The following is a 14,208-nucleotide window of genomic DNA, read 5'->3' as shown; positions in this document are numbered from 1 at the left end:
CACGCCCGCACCAGCCCGTTTTGGTACACGCGTGCGATGCCGCGCGGGTCCCGCCGTCCGTAGCGTCAGGCGATCGGAACGGGGTGAGGAGGACATCATGACCGAGACGAACGGCACCCAGCGCACCGAGACGGTGATCATCGGCGCGGGCCAGGCCGGGCTCTCCACGGGATACCACCTGGCGAAGCGCAAGCGCGACTTCATGATCCTGGACGCCAACGCGCGCGTCGGCGACAACTGGCGCTGCCACTGGGACACGCTGCGGCTCTACAGCCCCGCACGCATGGAGGGCCTGCCCGGCATGCGGTTCCCCGCGCCGAGAATGGCCTTTCCGACCAAGGACGAGATGGCCGACTATCTGGAGTCCTACGCCACGACGTTCGGCCTGCCCGTGCGGACCGGCGTCACCGTGACCGGTCTGTCGCGTGTGGACGGCGAGTACGTCGTGCGCACCGACGGGGCGTCGTACGTGTGCGACAACGTGGTCGTGGCCTCGGGCACCTTCGGCAGGACGCCGTACGTGCCGGACTTCGCGGGCGGGCTGGACCCGGAGATCCGGCAGCTGCACTCCAGCGAATACAAGAACCCGTCCGGGCTGCTGCCGGGCGGCGTGCTCGTGGTCGGGGCGTCCCACTCGGGCGGCGACATCGCGTACGAGGTCGCGAAGGCGGGGCATCCCACGGTGCTCAGCGGCCACATCAACGGCGAGCTGCCGTTCAACATCAACAAGAAGCCGGCGTACGCGATCGCGCCCGTGCTGTTCTTCCTCGCCCAGCACGTGCTCACCCTGCGCACGCCGATCGGGCGCAAGCTGCGCGAGGAGATCAGGCACCACGGCGGGCCGCTGATCCGGGTGAAGCGAGCGGACCTCCTCGCGGCCGGGGCCGAGCTCGCCGAGGAGCGCACGATCGGCGTGCGCGACGGCAGGCCCATGCTCGCCGACGGGCGTGTGCTCGACGTCACCAACGTGGTGTGGTGCACGGGCTTCCGGCAGGACTTCTCGTGGATCGACCTGCCCGTGATCGGCGAGGACGGCTGGCCGCTCGAACAGCGGGGCGTGGTGTCCGCGGCGCCGGGCCTGTACTTCACGGGTCTGGCGTTCCAGTACGCGTTCTCGTCCATGCTGGTCGGCGGCGCGGGCCGCGACGGTGAGTACGTGGTCAGGCACATGCTGTCCCGGAAGAGGGCGCCGCTGGCCGCTTCGTATGCTGGAAGCCGTGAACTGGACAGTTGACGTCCCCATCGACACCCTGCCCTCGCTGCCGCCGCTGCCCGCGGACCTGCGCGCCCGCCTCGACGACGCGCTGGCCCGCCCGGCGGCGCAGCAGCCCGACTGGCCCGACCGTGACATCCTCGGCAGGGTCAGGGCCGTGCTCGAGAGCGTGCCGCCCATCACCGTGCCCGCCGAGATCGACCGGCTGCGCGGCCGGCTCGCGATGGTCGCGCGCGGCGAGGCGTTCCTGCTCCAGGGCGGGGACTGCGCGGAGACGTTCGAGTCCAACACCGAGCCGCACATCAGGGCCAACCTGCGCACGCTGCTGCAGATGGCCGTGGTGCTGACCTACGGCGCGAGCCTGCCGGTGGTGAAGGTCGGGCGCATCGCGGGCCAGTACGCCAAGCCGAGGTCCAACTCCACCGACGCGCTGGGCCTGCCGGTGTACCGGGGCGACATCGTCAACTCCCTGGTCGCGGAGCCGGAGCTGCGCGTGCCCGACCCCGGCCGCATGATCAGGGCCTACGCCAACTCGGGTGCCGCGATGAACCTCATGCGCGCGCTGACGGGGGCGGGCATGGCCGACCTCGCGCAGGTGCACGACTGGAACAAGGACTTCGTGCGCACCTCGCCCGCGGGCGAGCGGTACGAGGCGCTGGCGTCCGAGATCGACCGCGGTCTCCGGTTCATGTCGGCGTGCGGGGTGAGCGACAGTTCGCTGCATTCCACCGAGATCTTCGCCAGCCACGAGGCGCTCCTGCTCGACTACGAGCGGGCGATGCTGCGGCTCGACAACCCCGGCTCGCCCGACGCGAAGCTGTACAACCTCTCCTCCCACTTCCTGTGGATCGGGGAGCGCACGCGCCAGCTCGACGGCGCGCACATCGCCTTCGCGGAGCTGCTGGCCAACCCGATCGGGCTCAAGATCGGCCCGACCACCACGCCCGAGCAGGCCGTCGAGTACGTGGAGCGGCTCGACCCGCGCAACGAGCCGGGCAGGCTCACGCTCATCTCGCGCATGGGCAACGGCAAGGTCCGCGAGGTGCTCCCGGCGATCGTGGAGAAGGTCGAGAGCTCGGGGCACAAGGTCATCTGGCAGTGCGACCCGATGCACGGCAACACCCACGAGTCGTCCAACGGGTACAAGACCAGGCACTTCGACCGCATCGTCGACGAGGTCCAGGGCTTCTTCGAGGTGCACCACCGGCTGGGCACCTACCCCGGCGGCATCCACGTCGAGCTGACCGGCGAGGACGTCACCGAGTGCCTCGGCGGCGCCCAGGAGATCTCCGACCTGGACCTTTCCGGACGGTACGAGACCGCGTGCGACCCGAGGCTCAACACCCAGCAGTCACTGGAGCTGGCCTTCCTGGTCGCGGAGATGCTCCGCGCCTAGCGGCGCTACAGACTGCGCTGGTACAGGCCGGCCAGTGACTTGGTGACGGCGTCGGCGAGCGAGCCGACGTCGGGCACCGCCTGCCCGTTGGCCTGTAGTCCGATGTGGAGCGAGTTGCGGTAGGTGCTCACCGCGATGCCCACCGACTGGTGCGGGGCGAGCGGGACGAACGGGTAGACCTCCCGCAGCCGCGCTCCGCCCAGCGACAGGGGGATGCCGGGCAGCGGCACATTGGTGACGACGGTGTCGAACAGCAGGGGCGCGGCCCTGCTCGCCACCTTCGTCGCGAGGCGGTGCACGCCGGGGGGCACCTGGTTGGCGAGGATCGGGATCGCGCCCGCCCCCCGGGAGGGGCCTGCCTGCTTGTTGCGTTCCATCGCCGTCCGGACCGCCCGCAGCCGGTCGAGGGGGTCGTCCAGCTCGACCGGCAGGTCGCACAGGTAACCGGAGAGCACGTTGCCGCCCGCGCGCTCGGCCTCCCGCCCGCGCAGGCTCACCGGGATCAGTGCACGCAGGGAGCGGGCGTCGGCGCGCTGGCCGCGGTTGATCATCCAGTCCCGCAGCGCGCCGGCCAGCACCGCCAGCACGACGTCGTTGGTGGTGCCGCCGTGTGCCTTGCGGATCGCCCTGACGTCGGCGAGGTCGATGCGCACCAGCCCGAGGCGGCGGGTCGCCGAGTTCATGGTCACCGTGGGCGAGATCGGGTACGGGCGGGCCGCGCGCAGCACCGCGCTCGCGATGCCCGCCGAGGCCGCCGCCTGGCTGATCGCCGCCGTGGCGCCGTCGCGCAGCTCCCGCAGCGGCGACCTCGGCCCGGGAACGCGCCGCCCGTGGTCGCGCTGCGCGGGCACCGACACCTCGTCGAGCAGGCGGAAGGCGAGTTCGACAGCGCCCGCGCCGTCCGTCAGCGCGTGGTGGAACTTCACGAGCAACGCGAACTCGCCGTCCGGCAGCCCTGTCACCAGTTGAAGATTCCACAGTGGAGCGTCGAGGTCGAGTGGCTCGGCCATCCAGTGCGAGGCGAACTCGGCGAGCGGGTCCGGCTCGTAGAGGTCGCAGAGCTTGCTCACACCGATGTGGTTCACGGCGTCGAACCGCGGGTCGTCCTCCCACTGCGCGCCGCCGAGCAGGGGCAGTCCCGACCGGACCCGCCTGCGCAGCTTGGGAATCCCCGCCGCCCGTTCGGCCAGCAGGGCGACGATCTTCTGCGGTTCGAGCTCACGTCGTGGTCGGAAAGTCGCTACCGCGCCCATGTGCATGGGCGTGTTCTCACCCTCCAGGCAGAGGAAGGCGACATCGAGTGCGCTGAGCCGGTCCACTGGCATCGGCGGTCTCTCCCCGCGAGTAGCTCGCTTGTCGGTTGCCGTTGAGTAGTTCACCAGTCGTACATGTCGTCGGCGTGGTCGAAGTGTTACCGACCCGCTAACCCTTCGGTGACGTCGCCTGGCGCCCGCGCCCCCCTGCAACGGCCACAGAATGTACGGCGAATTTCACCAAGATGTCGAGAGGCCGCCGCAATTTTCAGGCCATTACGGCAACGAATACAAACCTTCGGGTACCACGATCATTCAAGCACGACAACAAGTTCCAGTATCCGGGTGGGTGGGAGTTCCGCGCGCGAACGCGAACTTTCACACATATTTCAGATCGGGTGTCACGGCACGATCGTGAGGTTGATGGTGGTGCCCTTCGGCACGAGGGTTCCCGGAGCGGGATCCTGCCCGATCACGAAACTGAACCCACCCCGGCCGCCGTCGCTCGCCGCGAGCCCGGCCTGGGAGAGGATCTGCACGGCCTCCTCGCCGGAGCGGCCGAGCACCGACGGCACCTCGACCGCGTTGGAGACGTACACGCCCACACGGTTCCCGGCCTCGATCGTCGCGCCGCCAGCCGGGTCGGTGCGGGTCACGTGACCCGCGGGCACGTCACCGGAGAACTCCTCGCCCGCGTCGTAGGGCTGGAAACCGGCCGCGGTGAGCGTCTGGAACGCCTGGTCCCTGCTCATGCCCGCCACCGACGGCACCGGGGTCGGAGGCGGCCCCTTCGAGACCACGATCGTCACGGCGTCACCGATGTTGGCCTGGCTGCCGGGCTGCGGCGACACCGTCACCACGGCACCCTCCGGCACCTCGGCGCTGTACTGGTCGGCCGCCTGGTCGCGTTTCGGCTCCAGCTGAACCGCCTTGATCGCCTGCTCGGCCTGCCGCACCGACGAGCCGGGCGGGATGTCCGGCACCACCGGCCTGCCGAGTGAGAGCACCACGGTCACCTCGTCGCCCAGCAGCGCGCGCGAGCCCTGCTCCGGGTCGCTGCGGATCACCGTTCCGCTGGGCACGGTGTTGTGCCGCTCCTCGGTGAACCGCGGCGTCAGCTCGGCCTGGCGCAGCACCTGCTCGGCCCTGGCCTGGTCCATGCCCGCGACCTTCGGCACGTCCACGTAGCGGCCGCCGGTGAACCACCAGACGCCCGCGCCGATCCCGCCCGCGACGAGCAGGCCCACCAGCACCCACAGCGTCACCCACACACCGCGGCGCCTCGGCCTGCCCTCCTCCGGCGCGCCCGGCGGCGGCACCGGCTGCTGCGTGTCGGCCTGGTGCGCCATGCGCGGCAGCGCCTGTGTGCCGCGCGGGCCGCCGCCCGCCGGTGCCTGGACGGTCACGGCCCGGAACGCGGGCAGCGTCTTCTCCGTGTCCGGCACTTCCTCCTGCTCGCGCGGGGACGCCGGCACGGGAACGGGCACCACGGGGATTCCCAGCTGCTTGCGGACCTCGGTCAACTCGGCGAGGAACACGCCCGCGTCCTGCGGCCGGGCCCCGGGGTCGCGGCGCGTGGCCCGCAGCACGAGGTCGTCGAGCGCGGGCGGCAGGTCGGCCCTCGCCTGGCTCGGAGCGGGCACGTCGTCGTTGACGTGCCGGTAGGCCACCGACAGCGCCGTGTCCGCGGTGTAGGGCACGCGGCCGGCGAGCATCTCGTACAGCAGGATCCCGGCCGAGTAGACGTCGCCGCGCTCGCTCGCCGACCCGTCCGTGACCTGCTCGGGGGAAAGGTAGGCGACCGTGCCGAGGATGACGCTCGTGCTCGTGGTGCCCGCGCTGGCGACCGCGCGCACCAGGCCGAAATCGCCGACCTTCACGACCCCGCCCGCGTTGCCGCCCTTGCCGATGAGCACGTTCTCCGGCTTCACGTCGCGGTGCACCAGCCCGGCCGCGTGCGCGGCGGCGAGCGCCGAGAGCACGTGCTCGGCGATCGTGAGGGCCAGCGGCAGGTCGAGAGCGCCGTGCTGGTCGAGCAGGTCACGCAGCGTGCCGCCGTCGACGAGCTCCATCACGAGGAACGCGCGCCGGTCCTCCGGTCCCGCGGAGGTGTCGAAGCCCTGGTCGTGCACGGCGACCACGTGCGGGTGATGCAGCCGCGCGGCCGAGCGGGCCTCACGCTCGAACCGGTCCACGAACGTGCGGTCGTCGGCGAACCGGGAGTCCATGATCTTGATCGCGACCGGCCGGTCCAGCCGCGTGTCGACACCCCGGTACACCGAGGACATGCCGCCTCTGGCCAGCAGCCCGTCGACGCGGTACCGCCGATCGAGCAGCGTGCCGGTGAGGCCGGTTTCCGTGGGTGTCACAGGGCTGGATCCTACGGTCGGTGGCGTTGGCTCCGGCTACGGCGCCCCCGTTACGCCATTAGATTGGACCTGCTCACCGGCGCTGTGTCTCTTGCCGCATGTGGCAAGGTAGTAGGCGTGAGTGCGATCCCTATCGCTGACGACGTGCTCGATGCCGAAGTGGCCGTACTCCCCGTGGCGGAGGTCGCAGGCGTGCTCGGGCTGTCGCTGAACAAGGTGCGGCAGATGTTGCGGGACGGGCAGCTGATCGCTGTCCGCAGAGATGGCGAGCTGGTCGTCCCCGCCGACTTCCTCGGCAAGGACGGCGTCATCAAGGGCCTCGCCGGGACCATCACGGTGCTCTCGGACGCCGGGTTCACCCGCACGGAGATGCTGCGGTGGCTGTTCTCGGAGGACGAGTCCCTGCCCGGGGTGACCCCTATCAACGCGCTGCGCACCAGCCACGGCACCGAGGTCAAACGGCGCGCGCAGGCGATGGCGTTCTAGGAGCGAGCGGCGATCCAGACGGTGACCCCGCGAGGCGGAGGATCGCCCTCGTACTGGACCGTACCTGGGTGATCCGACAACGCAGCGAGGCGCCGTCTGGGCGTCGCGCAGTAGGGCAGCGGTTGTTCAGCACGCTCCTCAGCCGTACCGACAGGTGAACCACCGCGGCCAGGGCCTGGGACCCCGCCGCGGCCAGCAGGCATGCCGTCGGTGACGCCGCGGCCACGGGTTCCGCGCACGCGGAACCCGCCGCCAGGCCGGTGATCTCGAGACTGGCACCGGTGGTGAAGCTCCGCGCCCGCGGGCCGTCGGGCGCCTCGCGGTGCCGGATCGCTGGGCGGCTGCAGTGAAGGCCACCTTGCCTGCGCCCACCCGTCTCCCACCACCGCCCACACGGAGACGCTGCGCGCCGCTGTGTTCAACCAACGCAGTGAGGGTGGCCTTCACTGCGGTCGGCCGTGAGGAGCTTCGTCCGCCTACGAGGGGTGCTCAGCCGTTCTGGGCGTCGCGCCAGGCGATCCACTTGCGCAGCGCGCTCAGGTCGTAGTCGGGGCCGCCCACGCCGACGGTGAACATCGTGATGCCCAGCTCGTGCAGCTTGGCGCCGGAGTCCTCCGGGTCGCCCTGTACGCCGACCGACCGCTCGATCTCGGCCGGGTCGCGGCCCACGTCGGCGCAGTGCTGGTCCAGGATCTTCAGCTTGCGCCCCGCGACCTCGACGTCTCCGAAGCCGTGCCAGATGTCGGCGTGCTTCGCCACCATGCGCAGGGTCTTCTTCTCGCCGCCGCCACCGATCAGCACCGGGATCTTGCGGGTCGGCGCCGGGTTGAGCTTGGCGAGCCTGCTCTCGATGCGCGGCAGCGCGTCGGCGAGGTCGGCGAGCCTGCTGCCCGCGGTGCCGAACTCGTAGCCGTACTCGGTGTAGTCCTTTTCGAACCAGCCGGCGCCGATGCCGAGGATCAGCCTGCCGTCGCTGATGTGGTCCACCGTGCGGGCCATGTCGGCGAGCAGCTCGGGGTTGCGGTAGCTGTTGCACGTCACGAGTGCGCCGATCTCGACGCGGGACGTGGACTCCGCCCAGGCGCCCAGCATCGTCCAGCACTCGAAGTGCTTGCCGTCGGGAGCCCCGTACAGCGGGTAGAAGTGGTCCCAGTTGAAGACGATGTCGACGCCGAGCTCCTCGGCCTCGGAAGCCGTGCGCCGGATGGTGGCGTAGTCGGCGTGCTGCGGCTGGAGTTGCAGTCCGATCCGGATGGGCCTGTTGGCTGTGGTCATACCCTCACCCTAGTCAGGAACGCGCCGCCCGCGACCGCGATGCGCCGCCACCGCGGCACCGCCACGCGGCGGCGCAGCACGTCGTACCCCGCGGCGACGATCTCGTCCAGAATGCCCTCGTACAACGTGCACGCGGTGGCGACGCAGGCCCGGGACTCCTTGCGGAGCAACGCGATCCCGGGCCGGGCGCGGCGGTAGACGGCACGGTTGCGGGCCACGAGCGCGGCCAGCGCGCGGCGGATCCGGCGGTCGGTGCCGCCCGTGCGCGCTGACCATTCGAGTAGGTGACGGTCCACATCGAACGCGCTCAGCTCGGCCAGTGGCAGGTAGATCCGGCCACGGGCGAGGTCCTCGCCGACATCGCGCAGGAAGTTGGTGAGCTGGAACGCCTCCCCGAGCGCGGCGGCGTACGGCGCGGCCTCCTCGCGGGGCGCCACGGTGCCCAGCACGGGCAGCATCTGCAGCCCGATCACGCAGGCCGAGCCGTACATGTACTCGTGCAGCGCCTCGTACGTCGCGTACTCGCGCACATGCAGGTCCATCCGCATCGAGCGCAGGAACGCGCCGAACAGGGACCGGTCGATGTCGTAGCGGCGCACCGTGTCGGTGAGAGCCAGCAGCACCGGGCCGCTGGGCCGCTCCCCGGCGAACGCCCGGTCCAGCCGGGCGCCGAGATCCTCGAGCCCGGACTCCGGGTCGCTGCCGCGCGGCGGGTTGTCCACCATCTCGTCGGCGCAGCGGGCGAAGCCGTACAACGCGTGCGTGCCCGGCCGCGCGTCCGGCGGCAGCAGGCGGGTCGCCAGGTAGTAGGTACGCCCGTGGCGGGCGTTGATCCGGCGGCACTCGGCGTACGCGCCGCGCAGCTGCGTGGTCATGGCGCGCCCCTCGGCGGCGCGATCCGTGCGGCGGCGAGCCTGCCCGAGATCAGCACCGGGGGAATGCCGACGCCCGGCGTCGTTCCGCACCCCGCGAGCACGACGTTGTCCGCGCCCCGCACCAGGTTCGCGGGCCGGAACGGGCCGGTCTGCGCGAACGTGTGCGCCAGCGAGAACGGCGTACCGGCGGCGAGCCCCCGCTCGGCCCAGCCGGCGGGCGTGACCAGCTCGGCGACCTCCAGCTCGCCGGCGATGCCGTCGAGTCCCCGCGCCTCCAGCGTGCGCAGCAGCTCGTCGCGGTAGGCGGGGCCGAGCCGCGCCCAGTCGAGCGTTCCCGTGTGCAGGTTCGGTGCCGGTGCCAGCACCGAGATCACCTGCTCACCGCCGGCCGCGAGCCCGGGATCGGTCGCGGTGGGGCGGGTGACGAGCAGCGAGGGGTCGCTCATCAGCCTGCCCTCACGGATGATCTCGGCGAACGTCCGCTCCCACTGCTCGCCGAAGAAGATCGTGTGGTGGGCCAGCCGGGACGGCCAGGCGCGCCCGCTGCGCCCGTGCAGCACCACCGCCGACGGTGAGAACCGCAGCGGCAGCGCCCGGCGGGGGCGGATGCCGAGCAGGCCGTACGCCGTGGTCAGCTCCGTGGCGAGCACCACCGCGTCGCACTCGACGCGCTCGCCGTGGCCGGTCCGCACCGCGCGCACGCGGGAGCCGACGCGCTCCAGCCACGCCGCCTGCGTACCGAACCGCACCGTCGCACCGGCCTGCTCCGCGGCCGCGGCGAGCGCCCGGCCGATGGCGCCCATGCCACCGCGCGGGTAGTACACACCGCCCACGGTGTCCATGTAAGAGATGACGCCGTAGGCGCCCAGCGCGTGTCCCGGGTCGAGCCCCGCGTACAGCGACTGGAACGAGAACAGCCTGCGCACGCGCTCGTCCCGGAGGAACCCGCCGATCCGCGGTCCCAGCCTGCCGAACCCGCCGAGCGCGGCCAGCTTCGCCAGTTCCGGGCGCACCAGGTTCAGCGGCGAGTCGAAGTTGCCGCCGATGAAGTGGTCCTTCTGCACCGCGTACAGCTCGGTGAGCCAGCGCCGGAGCCTCCGGTACCCCTCAGCCTCCCCGGCACCGGCCACGGCGCGGATCTCGGCCTCCATCGCGTCGGCGTCGGTGTGCAGGTGGATGGTGCTGCCGTCGGCGAAATGCGCACGGTAGGCCGGGTCGAGCCGGTCGAGCGTGAGCAGGTCGGCGGTGTCGCGGCCGACGGCGGCGAACGCCTCGTCGAGCAGCTGCGGCATCGTGAGCACGCTCGCACCGGTGTCGATCGTGTAGCCGTGGTCGCGGTGCCCGCCCGCGCGCCCGCCGGGCCGCGGGTCGCGTTCCAGCAGTGTCACCTGCCTGCCCTCGCCGAGCAGGTGCAGTGTCGCGGAGAGACCGGCGAGCCCGGCGCCCACCACGACGACCCGGTCGGTCCGCCCGGCAACCCTCCGCACTAGTACTTCCTTTGCGTCGCCACAGCCGTCAGCTCGGTCAGCCTCGTCGCCGCCGGCTCGGCCAGTTCGATGCCGCGCAACGTGGTCAGCGCGGCGTCGGTCAGCTCGTCGATGCGGCGCTCGACCTCGGCGACCGCACCGACGTCGGTCAGTGCCTGCCGCACGGTGTCCACGTCCGCACGCGTGAGGCCGGGGTTGCCCACCGCCGCGGTGATCGCCTTGTGCTCCTGTTCCCGCTCCTGCTCCGCCGCAAACCGCAGGCCCAGTGCGAGCAGCAGGGTGCGCTTGCCCTCGCGCAGGTCGTCACCGGCGGGCTTGCCGGTGACGGACGGGTCCCCGAAGACGCCGAGCATGTCGTCGCGCAGCTGGAACGCGACGCCGAGGTCGCGGCCGAACGCCATCAGCGGGTCGATCAGCCCTGGCCCGGCACCGGCGAGCGCGGCACCGAGGTGCAGCGGCCGCTGCACGGTGTAGGCGGCGGTCTTGAGCCGGTCGATCCGCAGCGCCGCCTCCACCGACGCGTCACCGGTGGCCTGCGTGTGGACGTCGAGGTACTGGCCCGCGAGCACCTCGGTGCGCATGGCGCGCCACGCGGGCCGCGCGGCGCGCAGCACCGGCGCGGGCAGCGGCGCCTCGGCGAACATGTCGTCGGCCCACGCGAGCGCGAGGTCGCCGATGAGCACGGCGGCGGCGAGCCCGAAGCTGTCCGGCGAGCCGAGCCAGCCCGACTCGGCGTGCGTGCCCGCGAAGGCGACGTGCACGGTGGGCGAGCCGCGGCGGGAGTCGGAGGAGTCCAGCACGTCGTCGTGGATCAGCGCACACGCCTGGATCAGCTCGAGGCTCGCCACCACCCGCAGCACGCCCTCGGCGTGGTCGCCCGCGGGGTCCCCGCCCGCGCCGCGCCAGCTCCACCACGCGAACGTGGGGCGCAACCGCTTGCCCCCGCCGAGCACGAAGTCACTCAGCGCCTCCGTGGCGGGACGGAACGTGGGCTCGGTGTGCCCGATGGCCTCGCTCGCGTCCCGGAGGAAGTCGGCCAGCGCGGCGTTGACGTGCGCGGGCAGGTCTGCGTCGAAGTCGGGCTCACTCATGCCTCTATCGTCGCAGGTCGATACTCCGCCAGTAGCATGTGCGGCATGACGTCGGTGATCGAGCGGCTGCGGGGCGACACTCCCGTTTTCTCAGTGGAGTTCTTCCCGCCCCGCGACGAGGCCGACGAGGCGGTGTTGTGGCGCGCGATCCGCGAGCTGGAACAGCTCGACCCCGCCTACATGTCGATCACCTACGGTGCCGGCGGATCGAGCCGCGACGGCACCATCCGCAGCATCGCCAGGGTCGCGACCGAGACCACGCTCGTGCCGATGGCGCACCTCACGGCCGTCAACCACTCCGTCGCCGAGCTGCGCAACGTCATCGGCTGGTACGCCGCCGTCGGGGTGCGCAACATTCTCGCTCTGCGCGGCGACCCGCCCGGTGATCCCTACGGCGAGTGGATCCCGCACCCGGAGGGGCTCGGCTTCGCCGAGGAGCTCGTCGACCTCGTGCGCTCGCTCGGCGACTTCTGCGTCGGGGTGTCGGCCTTTCCCTACGGCCATCCCCGTTCGCCCGACCTCGACACCGACACGCGCTACCTGGTGCGGAAGTTCAACGCGGGCGCGGACTTCGGCATCGCGCAGCTGTTCTTCGAGGCCGACGACTTCCTCCGCCTGCGCGACCGCGTGGCCGCCGCGGGCTGCGACAAGCTGCTCATCCCTGGCATCATGCCGCTGACCACGCCGAGGACGTTGCACAAGACCATCGAGCTGTCCGGTGTCGACGCCCCGCGCGCGCTGCTCGACCGGCTCGAACCGCTGTCCGGCGACGCGAAGGCGTTCCGCGCCGAGGGTCTCGACGCCGTCACCGAGCTGTGCGAGCGGCTGCTCGCCGAGGGCGTTCCCGCGCTGCACTTCTACACGTTCAACCGCTCCAAGGCGACACGCGAGCTGGTGGGCAGGCTCGGGCTGGTCCCGGCGCGCGCGTGACGCGGTAGCGTGCCGCCCATGCGTGTGCACGAGATCTGCGACAAGTTCGTCGACGACATCGCCGCGGCCGACCCCGTCGCGGCGACGATGTCCGGCGTGGCGAGCTACGACGACCAGCTCACCGACTACTCCCCGGAGGGGCATGCCGCCCGCGCCTCGCTCGCGAAGCGGGCGCTGCGGGAGATCGAGGCGGCGACGCCGGAGGACGACGGCGAGCGCGTGGCGAAAGCCGTGTTCCTCGAACGGATCGGCCTCGAGGCGGAGATCCACGACGCGGGCCTGGACGTGGCGTCGCTGAACGTGATCGAGAGCCCCGTCCAGAACGTGCGCCAGGTCTTCGACCTCATGCCGGCCGAGACCACCGAGCACTGGGAGAACATCGCCGCGAGGATGGCCCGGGTCCCCGCCGCGCTCGACGGCGTGCGCACGTCGCTGCTCACCGCGGCCGACGCGGGCAACGCGCCCGCGCTGCGGCAGATCAGCAAGGTCGCCGAGCAGGCCGAGGTGTGGGCGGGGCTGAGCGGCGGCGCGGGCTTCTTCGTGCCCTTCGCCGACAGCGCCAGGGACGTGCCGGACTCGTTGCGCGCCGAACTGGGCCGGGCCGCGCACGCCGCGCAGGAGGCCTACGCCGAGCTGGCCGGGTTCCTGCGCGCCGAGCTGGCGCCGGAGGCACCCACGAAGGACGCGGTCGGCGAGGACGTCTACCGCCTGTGGTCGCGGTACTTCGTGGGCGCGAACCTGGACCCGCGGGCCGCCTACGACTGGGGCTGGGAGGAGTTCGCCCGCGTCGAGCGGGAGGCCACGGAGGTCGCCGCGCGGATCGCGCCGGGCGCGTCACTGGCCGGGGCCGCACGGGCGCTCGACGAGGACGAGCGTTACCGCGTGCGGGGGCAGCGCGGCTTCCAGGAGTGGATGCAGAAGCTTTCCGACGACGCGCTGAACTCATTGCGGGGCAAGCATTTCGACATCCCCGACGCGCTCATGGCGCTCGACTGCCGCATCGCGCCGCCCGGCGGCGGGGTCGGCGCGTACTACAGCGGGCCCAACGAGGACTTCTCGCGGCCGGGCACCATGTGGTGGTCGGTGCCGCAGGACCGCGAGGACTTCTCCACGTGGCGCGAGGTCACCACCGTCTACCACGAGGGCGTTCCCGGCCACCACCTGCAGATCGCGACCGCCGTGCACCAGGCCGCGTCGCTGAACCGGTTCCAGCGGATGCTGGCGTTCACCTCGGGCCACGCCGAGGGCTGGGCGCTGTACGCGGAACGGCTGATGCGCGACCTCGGCTACCTGGAGGACGACGGCAACCTGCTCGGCATGCTCGATGCGCACCTCTTCCGCGCCGCGCGCGTGGTGGTGGACATCGGCATGCACCTGGAACTGGAGATCCCGGCGGGCACCGGGTTCCACGAGGGCGAGCGCTGGACGCCGGAACTGGGGCTGGAGTTCATGCTCACCAGGACCATCACCGACGCCGACCACGTGCGGGACGAGATCGACCGCTACCTCGGCTGGCCGGGCCAGGCGCCGTCGTACAAGCTCGGCGAGAAGCTGTGGCTGGAGGCGCGCGAGGAGGTCAGGGCGCGCCAGGGCTCCGCGTTCGACATGCGTGACTTCCACATGCGGGCACTGCGCATGGGCGGCATGGGCCTCGACACGCTCCGCGAACAGCTCGCCCTCCTCTGACACCGTCCCCCAAGGCCACCTTGGTTGCGTTGAACGCAACAAAGGTGGCCTTGGGTGCGGTGGGCGCCTGTATGATCGGCTCCATGATTCACCGGGTCTTCCGCAGCACCCCGCCCCCGCGCTCCTGAGCGGGGCGTAGGCACGAAG

11 protein-coding genes are annotated in these 14,208 nt (G+C 71.7%); 5 read left to right on the top strand and 6 right to left on the bottom strand.

The features are described 5' to 3' along the window. The first annotated feature begins 97 nt into the window (after positions 1–97). A complete protein-coding gene (locus BA062_RS23855) occupies positions 98–1,234 on the top strand; it encodes a flavin-containing monooxygenase (RefSeq protein WP_110340344.1) in 1,137 nt (378 codons plus the stop codon). Further along, entirely contained in the window at positions 1,206–2,609 is a 1,404-nt protein-coding gene (locus BA062_RS23850; RefSeq protein ID WP_110340342.1) for a class II 3-deoxy-7-phosphoheptulonate synthase, read from the top strand. Before BA062_RS23855 ends, BA062_RS23850 begins: the two co-directional genes overlap by 29 nt. A gap of 5 nt (positions 2,610–2,614) precedes the next feature. On the opposite strand, the gene BA062_RS23845 is transcribed toward BA062_RS23850, so the two are convergent. Both BA062_RS23845 and BA062_RS23840 read right to left on the bottom strand, forming a co-directional pair. Beyond that, entirely contained in the window at positions 2,615–3,934 is a 1,320-nt protein-coding gene (locus BA062_RS23845; protein WP_110340340.1) for a wax ester/triacylglycerol synthase family O-acyltransferase, read from the bottom strand. A gap of 329 nt (positions 3,935–4,263) precedes the next feature. Next, positions 4,264–6,231, bottom strand: a complete 1,968-nt coding sequence (locus BA062_RS23840) for a Stk1 family PASTA domain-containing Ser/Thr kinase (protein WP_110340338.1) — start codon at positions 6,229–6,231, stop codon at positions 4,264–4,266. 117 nt (positions 6,232–6,348) lie between these two features. On the opposite strand from BA062_RS23840, the gene BA062_RS23835 reads away from it, so the two are divergent. Continuing rightward, positions 6,349–6,717: an Rv2175c family DNA-binding protein gene (locus tag BA062_RS23835; protein ID WP_110340336.1), complete on the top strand. Its 369-nt coding sequence runs from the start codon at positions 6,349–6,351 to the stop codon at positions 6,715–6,717. Between the two features lie 489 nt (positions 6,718–7,206). Here the strand turns inward: BA062_RS23835 and BA062_RS23830 are convergent, their stop codons facing one another. Genes BA062_RS23830 through BA062_RS23815 form a run of 4 tightly spaced genes read right to left on the bottom strand, consistent with a single transcriptional unit; the run spans position 7,207 to position 11,445 of the window. After that, a complete protein-coding gene (locus BA062_RS23830) occupies positions 7,207–7,992 on the bottom strand; it encodes an LLM class F420-dependent oxidoreductase (RefSeq protein ID WP_110340334.1) in 786 nt (261 codons plus the stop codon). Next, a complete protein-coding gene (locus BA062_RS23825) occupies positions 7,989–8,867 on the bottom strand; it encodes a phytoene/squalene synthase family protein (RefSeq protein ID WP_110340332.1) in 879 nt (292 codons plus the stop codon). The genes BA062_RS23830 and BA062_RS23825 overlap by 4 nt, the downstream gene beginning before the upstream one ends. Then, complete coding sequence (gene crtI / locus BA062_RS23820; protein ID WP_110340330.1) at positions 8,864–10,354, bottom strand: phytoene desaturase family protein; 1,491 nt, start codon at positions 10,352–10,354, stop codon at positions 8,864–8,866. The genes BA062_RS23825 and crtI overlap by 4 nt, the downstream gene beginning before the upstream one ends. Next, entirely contained in the window at positions 10,354–11,445 is a 1,092-nt protein-coding gene (locus BA062_RS23815) for a polyprenyl synthetase family protein (protein ID WP_110340328.1), read from the bottom strand. Before BA062_RS23815 ends, crtI begins: the two co-directional genes overlap by 1 nt. A 45-nt stretch (positions 11,446–11,490) precedes the next feature. Between BA062_RS23815 and BA062_RS23810 the strand changes: the two genes are divergently transcribed. After that, a complete protein-coding gene (locus BA062_RS23810) occupies positions 11,491–12,375 on the top strand; it encodes a methylenetetrahydrofolate reductase (RefSeq protein ID WP_110340326.1) in 885 nt (294 codons plus the stop codon). Positions 12,376–12,393: 18 nt separating this feature from the next. Then, positions 12,394–14,061 carry a DUF885 domain-containing protein gene (locus BA062_RS23805; protein WP_110340324.1) on the top strand — a complete coding sequence of 556 codons (1,668 nt, stop codon included), beginning with the start codon at positions 12,394–12,396 and terminating at the stop codon, positions 14,059–14,061. The last annotated feature ends 147 nt before the right edge of the window (positions 14,062–14,208 follow it).

The sequence above is a fragment of the Prauserella flavalba genome (genome assembly GCF_003202235.1).
GTDB lineage: Bacteria > Actinomycetota > Actinomycetes > Mycobacteriales > Pseudonocardiaceae > Prauserella_A > Prauserella_A flavalba.
Note: the sequence above shows the minus strand (reverse complement) of the source record. Positions and strands in the feature narration are given on the sequence as shown.